This is a genomic window from Sphingomonas sp. BLHR8 (assembly GCF_056821725.1).
On record NZ_JBPDIM010000001.1, the window covers coordinates 1,700,319 to 1,714,488 of the forward strand.

At 69.3% G+C, this 14,170-nt stretch carries 18 protein-coding genes; 8 read left to right on the forward strand and 10 right to left on the reverse strand.

The window, feature by feature from the left end; all coding sequences use genetic code 11:
• Positions 1 to 12: 12 nt before the first annotated feature.
• Positions 13 to 180, forward strand: coding sequence for a 50S ribosomal protein L33 (gene rpmG, locus ACRYJK_RS08495; protein WP_066483558.1), 168 nt, complete (start codon positions 13 to 15; stop codon positions 178 to 180).
• Positions 181 to 280: 100 nt separating this feature from the next.
• Here the strand turns inward: rpmG and ACRYJK_RS08500 are convergent, their stop codons facing one another.
• Complete coding sequence (locus tag ACRYJK_RS08500; RefSeq protein ID WP_482667094.1) at positions 281 to 664, reverse strand: response regulator; 384 nt, start codon at positions 662 to 664, stop codon at positions 281 to 283.
• A gap of 98 nt (positions 665 to 762) precedes the next feature.
• Between ACRYJK_RS08500 and ACRYJK_RS08505 the strand changes: the two genes are divergently transcribed.
• From ACRYJK_RS08505 to ACRYJK_RS08515, 3 genes are read left to right on the forward strand one after another with little or no spacing between them, the layout of a single operon-like run.
• On the forward strand, positions 763 to 1,041 hold the full coding sequence (locus ACRYJK_RS08505; protein ID WP_482667095.1) for a DUF3572 family protein: 279 nt from the start codon (positions 763 to 765) through the stop codon (positions 1,039 to 1,041).
• Positions 1,038 to 1,661, forward strand: coding sequence for an HAD family hydrolase (locus ACRYJK_RS08510; protein WP_482667096.1), 624 nt, complete (start codon positions 1,038 to 1,040; stop codon positions 1,659 to 1,661). The genes ACRYJK_RS08505 and ACRYJK_RS08510 overlap by 4 nt, the downstream gene beginning before the upstream one ends.
• A gap of 41 nt (positions 1,662 to 1,702) precedes the next feature.
• Entirely contained in the window at positions 1,703 to 2,155 is a 453-nt protein-coding gene (locus tag ACRYJK_RS08515) for a RidA family protein (protein WP_482667428.1), read from the forward strand.
• Between the two features lie 7 nt (positions 2,156 to 2,162).
• Here the strand turns inward: ACRYJK_RS08515 and ACRYJK_RS08520 are convergent, their stop codons facing one another.
• The 4 genes from ACRYJK_RS08520 to ACRYJK_RS08535 form a co-directional block, all read right to left on the reverse strand.
• On the reverse strand, positions 2,163 to 4,580 hold the full coding sequence (locus tag ACRYJK_RS08520; RefSeq protein ID WP_482667097.1) for a transglycosylase domain-containing protein: 2,418 nt from the start codon (positions 4,578 to 4,580) through the stop codon (positions 2,163 to 2,165).
• A gap of 55 nt (positions 4,581 to 4,635) precedes the next feature.
• On the reverse strand, positions 4,636 to 5,571 hold the full coding sequence (locus ACRYJK_RS08525; RefSeq protein WP_482667098.1) for a ribose-phosphate pyrophosphokinase: 936 nt from the start codon (positions 5,569 to 5,571) through the stop codon (positions 4,636 to 4,638).
• 65 nt (positions 5,572 to 5,636) lie between these two features.
• Positions 5,637 to 6,380, reverse strand: coding sequence for an extensin-like domain-containing protein (locus ACRYJK_RS08530; protein WP_482667099.1), 744 nt, complete (start codon positions 6,378 to 6,380; stop codon positions 5,637 to 5,639).
• Positions 6,381 to 6,448: 68 nt separating this feature from the next.
• Positions 6,449 to 6,571 (reverse strand): hypothetical protein, encoded by a 123-nt coding sequence (locus tag ACRYJK_RS08535; protein WP_482667100.1) that lies wholly within the window; start codon positions 6,569 to 6,571, stop codon positions 6,449 to 6,451.
• On the opposite strand from ACRYJK_RS08535, the gene ACRYJK_RS08540 reads away from it, so the two are divergent.
• Positions 6,570 to 6,956 carry a hypothetical protein gene (locus tag ACRYJK_RS08540; protein ID WP_482667101.1) on the forward strand — a complete coding sequence of 129 codons (387 nt, stop codon included), beginning with the start codon at positions 6,570 to 6,572 and terminating at the stop codon, positions 6,954 to 6,956. The two genes, ACRYJK_RS08535 and ACRYJK_RS08540, sit on opposite strands and share 2 nt — an antisense overlap.
• Here the strand turns inward: ACRYJK_RS08540 and ACRYJK_RS08545 are convergent.
• The 4 genes from ACRYJK_RS08545 to rsmI are packed head-to-tail and all read right to left on the reverse strand — an operon-like array spanning position 6,953 to position 9,811.
• The gene (locus tag ACRYJK_RS08545; RefSeq protein WP_482667429.1) at positions 6,953 to 7,564 is read right to left on the reverse strand and encodes a DedA family protein; all 612 of its coding nucleotides are present in this window, start codon (positions 7,562 to 7,564) and stop codon (positions 6,953 to 6,955) included. The two genes, ACRYJK_RS08540 and ACRYJK_RS08545, sit on opposite strands and share 4 nt — an antisense overlap.
• A 5-nt stretch (positions 7,565 to 7,569) precedes the next feature.
• Positions 7,570 to 8,559 (reverse strand): glutathione synthase, encoded by a 990-nt coding sequence (gshB, locus tag ACRYJK_RS08550; RefSeq protein WP_482667102.1) that lies wholly within the window; start codon positions 8,557 to 8,559, stop codon positions 7,570 to 7,572.
• Positions 8,560 to 8,606: 47 nt separating this feature from the next.
• A complete protein-coding gene (locus ACRYJK_RS08555) occupies positions 8,607 to 8,963 on the reverse strand; it encodes a YraN family protein (RefSeq protein ID WP_482667103.1) in 357 nt (118 codons plus the stop codon).
• Positions 8,960 to 9,811: a 16S rRNA (cytidine(1402)-2'-O)-methyltransferase gene (rsmI, locus tag ACRYJK_RS08560; RefSeq protein WP_482667104.1), complete on the reverse strand. Its 852-nt coding sequence runs from the start codon at positions 9,809 to 9,811 to the stop codon at positions 8,960 to 8,962. The genes ACRYJK_RS08555 and rsmI overlap by 4 nt, the downstream gene beginning before the upstream one ends.
• On the opposite strand from rsmI, the gene ACRYJK_RS08565 reads away from it, so the two are divergent.
• Positions 9,810 to 11,036, forward strand: a complete 1,227-nt coding sequence (locus tag ACRYJK_RS08565) for a penicillin-binding protein activator (protein WP_482667105.1) — start codon at positions 9,810 to 9,812, stop codon at positions 11,034 to 11,036. The two genes, rsmI and ACRYJK_RS08565, sit on opposite strands and share 2 nt — an antisense overlap.
• A 268-nt stretch (positions 11,037 to 11,304) precedes the next feature.
• On the opposite strand, the gene fsa is transcribed toward ACRYJK_RS08565, so the two are convergent.
• The gene (fsa, locus tag ACRYJK_RS08570; RefSeq protein WP_482667106.1) at positions 11,305 to 11,958 is read right to left on the reverse strand and encodes a fructose-6-phosphate aldolase; all 654 of its coding nucleotides are present in this window, start codon (positions 11,956 to 11,958) and stop codon (positions 11,305 to 11,307) included.
• Between the two features lie 113 nt (positions 11,959 to 12,071).
• Here fsa and ACRYJK_RS08575 point away from each other — a divergent pair, with 113 nt between their 5' ends.
• Positions 12,072 to 12,716: a DUF2490 domain-containing protein gene (locus ACRYJK_RS08575; protein ID WP_482667107.1), complete on the forward strand. Its 645-nt coding sequence runs from the start codon at positions 12,072 to 12,074 to the stop codon at positions 12,714 to 12,716.
• 58 nt (positions 12,717 to 12,774) lie between these two features.
• On the forward strand, positions 12,775 to 14,166 hold the full coding sequence (gene radA, locus ACRYJK_RS08580) for a DNA repair protein RadA (protein WP_482667108.1): 1,392 nt from the start codon (positions 12,775 to 12,777) through the stop codon (positions 14,164 to 14,166).
• Positions 14,167 to 14,170 lie beyond the last annotated feature (4 nt).

Below are 14,170 nucleotides of genomic sequence, written 5' to 3' on the forward strand. Positions count from 1 at the left end.
AGGAACCGGGTCATGGCCAAGCCGACCACCGTCAAGATCAAGCTCGTCAGCACTGCCGACACCGGCTTTTTCTACGTGACCAAGAAAAATCCGCGCAATCAGACGGAAAAGATGAGCTTTCGCAAATACGACCCCGTCGTGCGGAAGCACGTCGAGTTCAAGGAAGCGAAGATCAAGTAATCGCGCACCGCTCGGCGGCGCGCCTGCGTTTCCGAGTGAATTTGCGTTGATGGAATGGGGCGGCGTTGTGCTGCCCCTTTTTGCGTTTTCCGGACGTCGGTCAGGCCGTTGCGCTCTGCAACAGCCCCTCGACCGCTTCGACGAAGCGCATGACCGAAATCGGTTTGGAGACATAGCCCTCCGCCCCGGCTGCGCGGATTCGCAGTTCATCGTCCCGGGCGGCGTAGGCGGTGACCGCCAGAATCGGGGCGGCGGACAGCGTCGGATCGCCCTTCATCGCGACGATCAGGTCCAGCCCGCTGACGTGCGGCAACTGCACGTCCATCACCGTCAGATCCGGGCGAAAATCGCGCGCCGCCTCGAGCGCGTCGCGGCCGTCGTTGACCGCGCGCGTTTCGAACCCGTGGACGCGCAAGAGGTCACAGAACAGCCGCAGGTTGAGCTCATTATCCTCGACCACCAGCACGCGCCGCGCATCGCCCATCGTGCAACTCTTTCTGTCGGCTGCGTCGTGCCCCGAAGGGCGGGGCACGCACGGCTTGTCTCGCCTTCGCGCATAGGCCAAGGCGGCGGCCGCCTGCAATGATTGCCGATCCGCATCCCACCCCCGGTCGCGACGATGCGACGCTGATGATCGACGCGCTCACCTGGGTGCTGAGCGACGAGGCGCGGGCCTCCCGCTTTCTCGGCCTCACCGGGCTGTCCCCCGATCGATTGCGCGTGATGATGGGAACGCCCGCGCTCAACGAGGCGGTCGCTCGTTTCCTCGAGGGGCATGAGGCCGACCTCATCGCCTGCGCGCATGCGCTTGGGCTGGAGGCGGGCGTGCTGGCCGCCGCGGTGCAGGCGGCGCGGACGTGAGCCGGCCGCTCATCATCTCCGATTGCGACGAGGTGCTGCTGCACATGGTCACGCCCTTCGGCGCGTGGCTGGCGGACGATCATGACATCGAATTCCGCATGGAGGACGCGAGCTTCGGCAATGCGCTGAAACGGCGCAGCTGCGGCACCCCGCTCGAAGCGGCGGAGGTGTGGCCGCTGCTCGACGCCTTCTTCACCGGCCAGATGCATCGTCAGACACCGATCCCGCGCGCGCTGGAATCGATCCGGTCGCTGACCGCGCATGCCGACCTCGTCATCCTCACCAATGTCGGTCCGGAACATCAGCCGCGCCGCGTCGCGCAGCTCGCGGCGTTCGGACTGGACGCGGAGGTGATCGGCAGCCGCGGGCCAAAGGGTCCGCCCGTCGCGTCACTGATAGCGCAGCGCTCGCCCAGCGTTGCGCTGTTCATCGACGACCTTCCCCAGCATCACGGCTCGGTCGCAAAGGACGCGCCGGATTGCTGGCGTCTGCACCTGGTCGGCGAGCCCGCGATCGCGGACAAGGTGCCCCCGGCGCCACACGCGCACGCGCGCATCGACCATTGGCCCGACGCGCACGACTGGATCGCAGCGCGGCTCGGGATCGACCTGCCCGCCTGAAGAGAGGATATGACGTGACCGAACCCAGCCGCAGCGACCCGATGGCGAAATTGGCCGAACTGGGCCTCGGCCTGCCGCCCGCCATGGCACCGATCGCTTCCTATGTGCCGACCGTCGAACATGGCGGAATGCTCTACATTTCCGGTCAGATCAGCTTCGCCGATGGAGAAGTGCTGACGGGGCGGCTGGGCGACGATCTCGACGTAGACGCAGCGCGCAAGGCGGCGGAGGCGTGCGGGCTCGCCCTGCTGGCGCAGATGCAGGCGGCGCTCGGCTCGCTCGATCGGGTGGAGCGCATCGTGAAGCTCGGCGGGTTCGTCACCTCAACGCCCGACGCCACCGATCAGCCCGCGGTCATCAACGGCGCGTCGGACCTGATGGTCGCGGTGTTCGGAGATGCTGGCAAGCATGCGCGCGCTGCGGTCGGCGTCCCCGCCCTGCCGCGCGGAGCGGCGGTGGAGGTGGACGCGATCGTCGCCGTCCGCGGCGCCTGACGCCGCGTCAACGCCTTGCGGCTTCGGCCTCGCGGCGTTGCGCGTCGCGGAGCTCGGCCTCGATCCGGCGCTGCGCGGCGCGCGCCTGATCCTCGGCTGCGCGGGCGGCATCCTCAGCGTTGACCCGCACGCCGTCGCGATCGACGCGCACGCCGACGCCGCCGATCTGCGTGTCGATACCGATCCCGTCGGGGTTGATGTCGATGTCGGGCACCTCCACTTCCGGGATGCGCACGTCGTCGAAGATTTCGGGCAGGCGGATCGTCTCGGGTTCGGGCGGCGGCGCCGGTCGGCGTGGGGCGGCCCCGGGCACTGCCGCGACGACGAAATCGCGCCAGATGCGCGCGGGCACCCCGCCCCCGGTCAGGCCGCGCACCGGCTGATTGTCGTCGCGCCCGACCCACACTCCAACGACCAGATTGTCGACGAAGCCCACGAACAACGCGTCGCGCCCGTTCTGCGTCGTGCCGGTCTTGCCATAAGCGGGGATAGCGAGGCGCGCGGCGCGACCGGTCCCATCGGCGGTTGCCGCGCGCAGCAGCTCCATCAGATCGCGCCGCACCCGCCCCGGCAGCGGGCTCTGTCCGTCGAACAGCCGCGCCACAAAGCCCGTCTCCGCCCGACGCAGCGCGTGCGGCTCGACCGGTGCATAATTGCCCGCGACTGCGGCAAAGGCGCTGGTGAGGTCGATCAGCGTCGTGCTGCCGGTCCCCAGCGCGGCACTGGCATTGCGCGGGATGACGCCGCCAATGCCGAGATCCCTCGCCGCCGCGGCGACCGCGTCATGGCCGAGCTCCTGATACAGACGGACGGCAACGACGTTGCTCGACTTCGCGAACGCCTCACGCAGCGTGATCCGCCCGCCGTAACGATCGCCGTAATTGGCGGGGCGATAGTCGCCTTCCCGGATCGGCCGGTCATCGACCATATCGTCGGGACGCATTCCCGATTTGAGCGCTGCGTAATAGACCGCGAGCTTGAACACCGACCCCGGCTGGCGGCGCGCCTGAGTGGCGCGATTGAAGCTCGATCGCGCATAGTCGCGCCCCCCGATCATCGCCACGACCTCACCGTTAGGCCGCATCGCGACCAGCGCGACCTGCGTGCCGGCCGGTGCCTGCGCCGTCACCCGCCGCGCGATATCCTGCAGCCGCGCGTCGAGTGTCGTCGTCACCCGCGCCTCGCGATAGCTGGGGTCGATCGATGCGCGCGCTTCTCGCTGCGCCCAGTCGGCGAAGTAGGTGCCGGTCGGGATCGACGACCGCGCGCGCACGTCGAGCACCGCCAGCGGCACCCGCGCCGCCTCCGCCTTGGTCATGAAGCCCGCATCGGCCATGGCGTTGATGACGAGGCGTTGCCGCGCCTGCGCCCGCGCCAGATTGCGCGTCGGCGCGAGCCGCGATGGCGCCTTCACCAGCCCGGCCAGCATCGTCGCCTGGCTGACCGTCAACCGTTCGGGCTGGCGGTAGAAATAGTGCAGCGACGCCGCGCGCAGCCCGTACACATTGTCGCCGAAATAGGCGTTGGAGAGATAGCGCGAGAGAATCTCGTCCTTCGTCAGCCACGCCTCCATCCACCACGCAATCAGCAATTCGCGCGCCTTGCGCCCGAGCGTCTGGTCGGCCGAGAGAAAGGTGATCTTCGCGAGCTGCTGGGTGATCGTGCTGCCGCCCTGGCTGGTGCCGTTGGTGAGGTTGCTCCACAGCGCGCGGCCGATGCCGATCGGATCGACGCCCCAATGCCGATAAAAGCGTCGGTCCTCGATCGCGAGGAAGGCTTCGGCGACATGCGGCGGCAGTTTCTTCACCTCGACCGGCGCGGCGACCTCGGCGCCTGCGCGGGCGATCGGACGCCCCTCGCGCGATAGCAGCGTCATGCGCGGCGGCGCGATCGGCTCGAGCGATTTGGAGAGCGGCGCGGTGAAGGCGAGCCACGCCACCGCGACCATGAACAGCGCGAGGAACAACCACAGCCCCCGCCGGATCCACGGCCACCGTCGCTTCCACGGCGAAGGGGCCGTGACGGCGCCGCTGGCGTCCGGAGCAAGACCGTCGGGCCGATCCCGGCCGTCCATCGGGTCGGCTGCAAACGTGCCGTCCGCAGCCGCGGGGTCCGCATCCACCGCGCGCGAACGGCCGAACCGCCATCGCCGGCGCTCGCCGGGATCGCCATCGACCGCGTCGAGCTTGCGTTCGATGGCTTCGATCCGATCGCGGTAGGGGGAGCGCGGCTCGTCAGGAGCGCCTTCGCCGCCCCAGGGCGTTCGGTTGAGCGGTCTCGCGTCACCGCCCCAGATCGACCCGGCGGTGCCGGCCGCGTCCGCCTGCGGCGAAGCCGTCGGGTTGCGCGGCGTCTGGCTGGGCGGCGTCGGCGGTTCGACCCCGCCATAGCCTGGCGGCAAATCAAAGGGGTCGTCGGCGCTCACGTCGGCGGTGTTTTATGTCGCTGATACGGTGCGCGCAAGGCCGCCGCCCGGCGCGTCAGTCGAACAGGCTCGAAACGCTCGACTCATCGGCGATGCGGCGGATGGCTTCGCCGAGCAGCGGGGCGATCGGCAGCGTCCGAATGCGCGTCGACGCCCGCACCTCGTCGGTCGGCTGGATCGAATCGGTGATGACCAGTTCCGTGAGCGCGCTGCTGTCGACCCGCGCCACCGCGCCGCCCGACAGGACGCCGTGGGTGCAATAGGCCGCGACCTCCGCCGCGCCTGCGTCCTTGAGCGCCTTCGCGGCATTGCACAGCGTGCCGGCGGAATCGACGATGTCGTCGATCAGGATGCAGGTGCGGTCCTTCACGTCGCCGATGATGTTCATCACTTCCGATTCGCCAGCGCGCTCGCGGCGTTTGTCGACGATCGCGAGCGGCGCGTTGTCGAGCCGCTTGGCGAGCGCGCGCGCGCGCACCACCCCGCCCACGTCCGGCGATACGACCATCAGCGGCGCATTGCCGAAGCGCGCCTGTATGTCCGCGCTCATCACCGGCGCACCGTAGAGGTTGTCGGTCGGAATATCGAAGAAGCCCTGGATCTGCCCGGCGTGGAGGTCGACCGACAACACCCGGTCCGCGCCCGCGGTGGTGATGAGGTTGGCGACCAGCTTGGCCGAGATCGGCGTGCGCGGGCCCGGTTTCCGGTCCTGTCGCGCATAGCCGAAATAGGGGACGACCGCGGTGATGCGCTTCGCCGACGCACGCTTCAGCGCGTCGATGATGATCAGCAGCTCCATTAGATTGTCGTTCGCCGGAAAATGCGTCGGCTGGATCACGAACACGTCTTCGCCGCGCACATTTTCGTGCACTTCGACGAACACTTCCTCATCCGCAAAGCGACGCACGCTGGCGTCGGTCAGCGGCACTTCGCAATAATCGGCGATGGCGCGGGCGAGCGGCAGGTTGGCATTGCCGGAAATGAGCTTCACGGGCGCTTGCCCCCCTGTCGTGACGTGAACGTTGGCCGCGCCCATAGCGGGCGGGGGCCGCTCCCTCAACGGCAGACGCGGTAGCCGCCCCGCGCTGCGACATCGAGGTGGAAGTGATCGGCGTGAGCGCGGTTGTAGTCGGGGGAAAGCGTCGTCGCGAACAGGTCGCACGCGCCATCACGTGCCTCGCGCAAAAAGGCGCGGGTGGCGGGGTCGTCGCTGTTCCAGTCGCGCAGCAGCGTCACGCGCCGCCCGCCCTCCAGCACAAAGCCGGCGATGTCGATGGCGCCGCCCGTGGCATGTTCGCTCAGCTGCGCTGTGCCGGCGATGGTGCGGCAATTTTCGGTGCCGAGATGCTCAACCCGCGCCACCGGCTTGCCGAAATGGCGAAATGCCGCCGCCTGGACCCGGCGGTCGAGCCAGATCAGCAGGCTCGCGTTGACGACGCAGCGCGCGACCGGCGGCGACGGTGCGAGCCGGACGTTGTAGATCGGCCCGTCGGGCAGCCGCAGCCGGTCGATCTTGCGGCACTGGCCCCGTCCCTCCGGCGCGAGCGAGCTGACGCGGATGCCGGCGTCGCGGAGCGCAACGACGCAAGCCGCCGGATCTTCGCGCAGGCGGGCAAGCTTGCGCGCAGTCGCCCAGCCGATCGGATCGTTCATGGAAAAGGGCGCGCGCGGATCATGCTGCGGGTTGGCCTTCAGCCAGCGATCGCCGAGCCACAGCCCGCCCGCCAGCAGCGCGAGCAGGATCAGCGCGACCAGCCATCCGGGTACGCTGCCCCGGGTGCGCCGCCTGCTCCGCGTCACGATCGCCCCCACCCGCAGGCCCGCTCACGCGCTGCCGCGAGCTGTCCGATCCTTGTCATACGCGTTCGCTAGGCATGCGTCGGCAGCAGCGTCAACGGCAACGTCGGTCGCAGGCGCACCGTAAAGATTCGCGCGCCGGCGCCGTTGTCATGAGTGGGGCCGCAGTCCGCGGTCGACGAGGCGAATGACATGATGGCTCTCCCACCGCGCCTGTTCTGCCCCGATGCATCGCCCGATCCAGCGTTGTCGCCAAAGCTCGCGGCGCGGCGACGCTCGGCCGTGCGCGCGCGGTATCGCGACGGCGGACCGATCGACCCGACGCTGATTGCGGCGGAGCTCGTCGGCCTCTCGCCATCACCCAATGCCGCCGCGCGTGCCCAGATCGTCGGCCTGCTGCACCACGCGCTGTTGGCGCTGGACCCTTGCGCGCTGACGATTCTTCAGCTTCGCTTTGTCGAGGGCGAGGAGGATGCGACCATCGCCGAGGTGCTCGATCTCAGCGAGTCCGAAGTCGTCACCGCGCGGACGCGGGCCTGCGCCCATCTCGCCACAGCGCTCGACGGCAGCGTTGGCTAGGGTGCGGTCGGCGGGCCGGGGCGCCAGGTCGCGACGCGGTAGGCGTAGAGGATCGCGACGATGACGATCGTCCCGACCACCACCGGGCCGGTCCATTTCGCGAGGTCCTTGAAATTGGTCCCGAGGTGCCAGCCGGCCCAGACCAGCAGCGCATTCCACACCGCCGACCCGGCAAAGGTATAGATCAGGAACGGCGCATGCCCCATCCGCGCCAGACCCGCGGGGAGCGAGATCATCGTGCGGAACAGCGGCGAAAAGCGGACGCCGAACACGATCCAGTGGCCGTGCCGATGGAAAAAGGCATTGAGCTGTTCGACCGCTTTCCAGTCGAGCGTAAGCCATCGGCCCCAACGCTCCACGAACGGCTGCAGCCGTTCGATGCCCAGCCGCCGGCCGACGAGAAACCAGGCATAATTGCCAAATGTCGACCCGAGCGTCCCCGCCAGCATCAGCGGCAGCACCTGCATTCGTCCATCGGCGACATTGATCCCGCCGACGCCCATGATCACTTCGGACGGGATGGGCGGGAAGATATTCTCGAGCGCCATCAGCAGGAAAATGCCGAAATAACCGCCGCGCGCGATGCCATCGAGGACGAGTTGCGTCAGGTCCATCAGCGCACCGTTGACCGCTCAGCCACACGCGCCTCCACCGCGTCCCAGATGAGCGCGGCGGTGTTGCTGCCATTGAAGGCATCCATGGAGACGATGCCGGTGGGCGAGGTGACGTTGATCTCCGTCAGCCAGCGGCCACCGATCACATCGATCCCGACGAACAGGAGCCCGCGCCGCTTGAGCTCCGGGCCGAGCGTCGCGCAAATCTCCGCCTCGCGCTCGGTCAGCCTGGTCGCGTGGGCGGACCCGCCCGCGGCGAGGTTGGAGCGGATTTCGCCCTTGCCCGGCACGCGATTGATCGCGCCGGCGACCTCGCCGTCCACCAGCACGATGCGTTTGTCGCCGTCCCTGACCTCGGGGAGGAAGGGTTGCACCATGAACGGCTCGCGCCAGACGTGGCCGAACAATTCGGTGAGCGCGCCCATGTTGGCGCCGTCTTCGCCTATGCGGAACACCGCCGCACCGGCGTTGCCATGCAGCGGTTTCACCACGATCGCGCCGTGCTGCGCGTGAAATTCGCGCACCTTCGTCAGGTCGCGCGTGATGAGCGTCGGCGGCATGAACTGCGCGAAATCGAGCACCCACAGCTTTTCCGGCGCGTTGCGCACGCTCACGGGATCATTGACCACCAGCGTCCGTTCAGCGACCCGTTCGAGCAGGTGCGTGGCGGTGATGTAGCCGAGGTCGAACGGCGGATCCTGCCGCATCCAGATGACGTCGACGTCCGCGCCGAGGTCGAGCGAGCGGCGCTCTCCCCCGCGAAAATGCACGCCTTGGCTCCGTTCGACATGATCGATGCGCGTCGCCTGCGCCGACAGGGTGCCGCCGTTCGCGTCCTGCTCCCAGCTCAGCATGTCGGCGGTATAGTGCCAGATCATGTGGCCGCGCGCCCGCGCCTCGAGCATCAGCGCAAAGCTGCTATCGCCCGCGATGCCGATCCCCTCCATCGGGTCCATTTGAAATGCGACGCGCAAGGGGGCGGGGGGCATGGCGGCTCAACGATCCTTCGGGGATGCGGCTCCGCGATGGCGGAACTTCAGTCGGCAATCAGACCCTTGAGGTGCCGTGGCCACTGCCCCGGCGCAAGCAGGATCGCGTCGAGACGAAGATTTTCTCCGTCGCGCGCGTAGCGGTGCGCCACCACCTCCGCCGCGCGCGCAACCCGCCGCAGCCGCCAGGCGTCGAGGGCAAAGTCTCGCTCGGCGGCCGTAGCGCGCCACTTCACTTCGACACAGGCGAGCGTGTTGCCGCGCCGGGCGACGATATCGATCTCGCCGCCACGCACCCGCACCCGCTGCGCAAGGATGTGCCAGCCGTGCAGGCGCAGCCACCAGCAGGCCATCGTTTCGCCCCGCCGCCCGCGACGCTCCGCTGCGGCGCGGTCGCGCGTCATTCGCGCGCAAGTTCAACGGCGCGGGCGTAGGCGCGGGCGCGCGGCACGCCGAGCGCACTCGCAACGGCCTTCGCCGCACGGGCGGCGCTGCCCTCCGCAAGCGCGGCGCGCAGCGCGTCGTCGAGCGCTGCATCGTCGACCTCCCCCGCTTCCACCGCGATCGGCGGGCCGATGACCAGCGTCACCTCCCCTCTGGGCGGCGCATCGGCGTAGCGTTCCGCCAGCGCCGCGAGATCGCCGGTCACCACCTCCTCGTGAAGCTTGGTGAGTTCGCGCGCGACTGCTGCTTCGCGCGGGCCCAGCCCCTGCGCCAGCGCCGCCAGCGTGCGCTCGAGCCGCTGTCCGCTCTCGAACAGGATCAGCGTCGCCCGCACCGACGCGAGTTCGGCAATCGCCTCGTCGCGCGCTTTCGCCTTGGCGGGGAGGAACCCTGCGAAGAGAAAGCGGTCGCTCGGCAAGCCCGACAGCACGAGCGCGAGGATCGGCGCTGCCGGACCGGGCACGCCATGCACCCCCACCCCAGCCGCGCGCGCGTCGCGCACCAGCCGATAGCCGGGGTCGGAGACGAGCGGCGTCCCCGCATCGCTCACCAGCACCACCGCCTCGCTCTTCATGCGCGCGATCAGCGCGGCGCGGGCGGCATCGTCGCTGTGGTCGTCGTGCCGCACGAGCGGGCGTTTGATGCCGACGAGGTGGAGGAGCTTGCCGGTGACGCGCGTGTCCTCGCACGCGACGACGTCCGCCGCGGCCAGCGTCTGCCGTGCCCGATCGCTGAGGTCGCCGAGGTTGCCGATCGGCGTCGCGACGATGTAGAGGCCGGGGGATATTTTCGGGGGGACCGATCCCATGACCGCCACCATTGCCTTGCCCGTCCGTGGCCGTCCAGAGTCGGCCCTTCATCTGTCGTTGCGGCTATTGCTGGCCGCATTGTTCGCCCTGCTGCTCGCCGGATGCCAGTCGATCATCCCGCGCGGCGCGCCGTCGAGCCAGCCTGCGCCCCCGGTGGCGAGCACTCCGCCGACCGGGCCGACCGCACCCGTCGTTTCCCCCGGTCTCCCCACCGATACGCAGCGTCACCGCGTGGCGCTGCTCGTGCCGCAAAGTGGCCCCGATGCCGCCGTCGGCACCAGCCTTCAAAATGCGGTGATGATGGCGCTGGTCGATTCCCGCAGCGAGCGGGTGCGCATTACCACCTATGACACCGGCACCGGCGCTGCCGCTGCTGCACAGGCGGCGATCGCGGAGGGCAACAAGCTGATCCTCGGCCCGCTGCTCGCCGATGACGTGCGCGCGGTTGCGCCGATCGCGCGCGCCGCCAACGTGCCCCTCATCAGCTTTTCCAACGACAGCAGCGTCGCGGGGAATGGCGTGTTCCTGATGGGCTTCGAACCGGGTCAGTCGGTGGCGCGGATCGTCAGTCATGCGCGGCGCGAGGGGAAAAGTCGTTTTGGCGCGCTGCTGCCGCGCTCCACCTACGGCGACCGCTCTGCCGCCGCGCTGCGCAGTGCGGTCACGGCCGCAGGGGGCACGCTGGTGGCGAGCGAGGTTTATGACCGCTCCGCCGCGGGCCTTTCCGGCGCGGCGCGGCGGCTGGGTGCGGCGGGCACGCTCGATGCGCTGCTGCTGGCCGATGCGAGCAGCACCGCGGCGCGCGCGCTGCCGCTGCTCCGAAACGCCGGCATGGGTGGATCGCCGCTCGTCCTCGGCACCGAGCTGTGGAACAATGACAGCTCCATCGCCGCCCAGTTGCCCTTGCGCGGAGCGCGCTTTGCAAGCGTCTCCGACGCGATGTTCACGCAGATGGCCTCAAGCTACCGCCAGCGCTACGGCCGCACGCCCTACCGCATCGCCAGCCTTGGTTACGATGCGGTGCTGTTGACCGTGCGCGCCGCGCGCGATTGGCGGGTGGGCAGCGTCTTCCCGCAAAACCGCCTGCTCGCGAGCGATGGTTTCGGCGGCATCGACGGCATCTTCCGTTTCGACAACCGCGGCCTCGCCATCCGCGCGCTCGAGGTGAGCGAGGTTCGGGCAAACGGGCCGGTGGTGATCGATCCTGCACCGACGGCGTGGTGAGGGGGGGGGGCGGTTTAGCCCCGCGATCCGCTTCTCCCGCGACCTCGACCGGCGCATAGTTCGAGGTTCTGCCGGCGAAGCAGTGCCGTCGGCGTCATCAAGATCCCGTCATGCTGAACTTGTTTCAGCATCCATCGCAACGATCGCGGTGGGCAGCCGTCATGGGAGTAAATCCCACGACGTCGGACGGGTTCGCTGGCGCGACCCGCCGGCCGGCTTGCGGCGTCGCGGCGTGCGCCGCGCACGCGCGGGCGTCGCCGCGCTCGCCTCAGCCGATGCTTTGCCCCGTTTTCGCCCAGTCGCTCAAAAACCCCTCGATGCCCTTGTCGGTGAGGTGGTGGTTGGCGAGCGCCTTGATCACCGCGGGCGGCATGGTGGCGACGTCGGCGCCGATCTTGGCGGCTTCGAGGACGTGGACCGCGTGGCGCACGCTGGCGACGAGGATCTCGGTCGCGAAGTCGTAATTGTCGTAAATCAGCCGGATGTCGGCGATCAGCGCCATGCCGTCGAAGCCATTGTCGTCGTGGCGCCCGACGAACGGCGACACGAACGTCGCGCCCGCCTTCGCCGCGAGCAACGCCTGGTTGGCCGAGAAACACAGCGTCACGTTGACCATCGTACCGTCGGCGGTGAGCGCGCGGCAGGTCTTCAGGCCATCGATGGTCAGCGGCACCTTGATGCAGACATTGTCGGCGATACGGCGCAGCACCTCGGCCTCGCGCATCATTTCGTCGTGGTCGAGCGCGACCACCTCCGCCGACACCGGTCCGTCGACCAGCGCCGCGATTTCGCGCGTCACTTCGACGAAATCGCGCCCCGCCTTGGCGATCAGCGACGGGTTGGTGGTCACCCCGTCCACCAGCCCCGCCTCGGCAAGCTCGCGGATCGCGGCGGTATCGGCGGTATCGGCAAAGAATTTCATCGAAGCGTCACAATCCTGTCAAAAAACTGTCACAAACGCCGCGCGCCTGTCTATGAACTATATAGCTGGCTCGCCGGTCCTCTGCCAGCCGCGTCCTAGGGAAAGCTTCGCCGATGTCCCGCCGGTTTCGATCGCTGCTGCCGCTGCTCTTGCTTGCCGCTGCCACGCCTGCCTGCGCCGAGCAGGAGGGCCAGCTGTGGCTCCAGCAGACCGCGACCACCGACCTCGGCGACGATGGCGACCGCATGCTGATCGAACTCAACGAACGGTTCCGCAGCGAGCGCTTCGGTGGCGATCAATATCAGGCGACGATGCTGTTCTCGCGCCCGATTGCCGAAGGGCTGCGCGCCGGGGCGGGGGTCAGCTACGTCAACACCGGCGGCGACGACGAAGGACGGCTGATGACCCAGCTCGACTATCGTCGCGGCGTCCTGTCGCTGCGCGGGCGGATGGAGGCGCGCATCCGCGCCGGCCGCGACATCGTGCTGCGCGCGCGCCCGCGCGCCGGGGTGGCGGTGCCGCTCGGCGTCGCCGACCTGACCGCGGTGGCCAATCACGAACTGTTCTTCACCCTCAACGAGGGGCGCCCCGGTGACGCCACCGGCCTCACCAGCATGCGCTCGATCGCCGCATTGCAGCGCAAGTTCAGCGATACGCTGACGGTCGGCGTCGGCTATCTCCGCCAGCAGGACGTTCGCCGAAATGCCGCCGATCGCATCGGCAACGCTGGCTATGTCTCGCTGGCGGTGAGCTTCTAGGACTCACCCGGGAACGGGGGGCTTGTCGTTCGCTATGTGTTCCCGCTAGGGGCGGACCATGGCGAAAGCGCGTCGCACCTATGTCTGCCAGGCCTGCGGGTCGCCGACGCATCGCTGGCAGGGCCAGTGCGGCGACTGCGGCGAATGGAACAGCCTGGTCGAGGAGGTCGTACCCGCTGGCGTCAGCGTCGGCGGGGGCGCGGTGTCGAGCGCGCCGGGTAGCCTGACCCGCGGCGGTCGCGCGCTGGAGACCGAGAGCCTGTCGGCGGAGGAGACGCTGCCCCCCCGGCTCGTCACCGGCATCGCCGAATTCGACGCCGCGATCGGCGGCGGGCTGGTCGCGGGCTCGGCGACGCTGATCGGGGGCGATCCGGGCATCGGCAAATCAACGCTTTTGCTCCAGGTCGCCGCGCGGCTGGCGATGGCGGGCAAGCGTGTCGCCTACGTCTCGGGCGAAGAAGCAGCGGGGCAGGTGCGACTGCGTGCGCAGCGGCTGGGCTTCGGCGGCGCACCGGTCATGCTCGCCGCGGCGACGTCGGTGCGCGACATCCTCACCAGCTTTGCGGGCGGCGAGCCGCTCGACCTTCTCGTCATCGATTCAATCCAGACGATGCACGTCGACACCATCGACAGCGCGCCCGGCACCGTCAGCCAGGTCCGCGCCGGCGCGCATGAGCTGGTGCGCTTCGCCAAGGACATGGGCGTCGCGCTGGTGCTGGTCGGGCACGTCACCAAGGACGGCAGCCTCGCGGGCCCACGCGTGCTCGAACATATGGTCGACACGGTGCTGAGCTTCGAGGGCGAGCGCAGCCACCAGTATCGCATCCTGCGCGCGGTCAAGAACCGCTTCGGCGGTACCGACGAAATCGGCGTGTTCGCGATGGGCGGCGGCGGGCTGGAGGAGGTCGCCAACCCCTCCGCGCTGTTCCTCACCGACCGCAGCGGCGAAGGGCCGGCGGGGACCGCGGTGTTCCCGGCGATGGAGGGGACGCGCCCGGTGCTGGTGGAGGTGCAGGCACTCACCCTGCGGCTCGCCAGCGGCGCCACCCCGCGCCGGGCGGTGGTCGGCTGGGATTCGGGCCGCCTCGCCATGATCCTCGCCGTGCTGGAGGCGCGCTGCGGGCTTTCGCTGTCGGGGGCGGAGGTCTATCTCAACGTCGCGGGTGGCTACCGCCTGTCGGACCCCGCCGCCGACCTCGCCGTGGCGGGAGCGATCGTTTCCGCCTTTGCGGAACGTCCGCTCCCCGCCGACGCGGTGCTGTTCGGGGAGGTCGCGCTGTCGGGCGAGCTGCGCCCGGTGGCGCACGCTCCGCTGCGACTGCGGGAAGCCGCCAAGCTCGGCTTTGGCCGGGCGATCGTGCCGGCCGCCACGGCCGCCGACCCGTCGCTGACGCTGGAGAGCCATGCGCGCCTGATCGCTGTCGTTGACCGGCTGTTGGGGAGGGCTTAGCCGG

Bases quoted from the DNA above. Each gene is read 5' to 3' on its own strand.
- rpmG (WP_066483558.1), top strand. From the start codon at position 13: ATGGCCAAGCCGACCACCGTCAAGATCAAGCTCGTCAGCACTGCCGAC.
- ACRYJK_RS08500 (WP_482667094.1), bottom strand. From the start codon at position 664: ATGGGCGATGCGCGGCGCGTGCTGGTGGTCGAGGATAATGAGCTCAAC.
- ACRYJK_RS08505 (WP_482667095.1), top strand. From the start codon at position 763: ATGATTGCCGATCCGCATCCCACCCCCGGTCGCGACGATGCGACGCTG.
- ACRYJK_RS08515 (WP_482667428.1), top strand. From the start codon at position 1,703: ATGGCGAAATTGGCCGAACTGGGCCTCGGCCTGCCGCCCGCCATGGCA.
- ACRYJK_RS08540 (WP_482667101.1), top strand. From the start codon at position 6,570: ATGATGGCTCTCCCACCGCGCCTGTTCTGCCCCGATGCATCGCCCGAT.
- ACRYJK_RS08535 (WP_482667100.1), bottom strand. From the start codon at position 6,571: ATGTCATTCGCCTCGTCGACCGCGGACTGCGGCCCCACTCATGACAAC.
- gshB (WP_482667102.1), bottom strand. From the start codon at position 8,559: ATGCCCCCCGCCCCCTTGCGCGTCGCATTTCAAATGGACCCGATGGAG.
- ACRYJK_RS08555 (WP_482667103.1), bottom strand. From the start codon at position 8,963: ATGACGCGCGACCGCGCCGCAGCGGAGCGTCGCGGGCGGCGGGGCGAA.
- ACRYJK_RS08565 (WP_482667105.1), top strand. From the start codon at position 9,810: ATGACCGCCACCATTGCCTTGCCCGTCCGTGGCCGTCCAGAGTCGGCC.
- rsmI (WP_482667104.1), bottom strand. From the start codon at position 9,811: ATGGGATCGGTCCCCCCGAAAATATCCCCCGGCCTCTACATCGTCGCG.
- fsa (WP_482667106.1), bottom strand. From the start codon at position 11,958: ATGAAATTCTTTGCCGATACCGCCGATACCGCCGCGATCCGCGAGCTT.
- ACRYJK_RS08575 (WP_482667107.1), top strand. From the start codon at position 12,072: ATGTCCCGCCGGTTTCGATCGCTGCTGCCGCTGCTCTTGCTTGCCGCT.
- radA (WP_482667108.1), top strand. From the start codon at position 12,775: ATGGCGAAAGCGCGTCGCACCTATGTCTGCCAGGCCTGCGGGTCGCCG.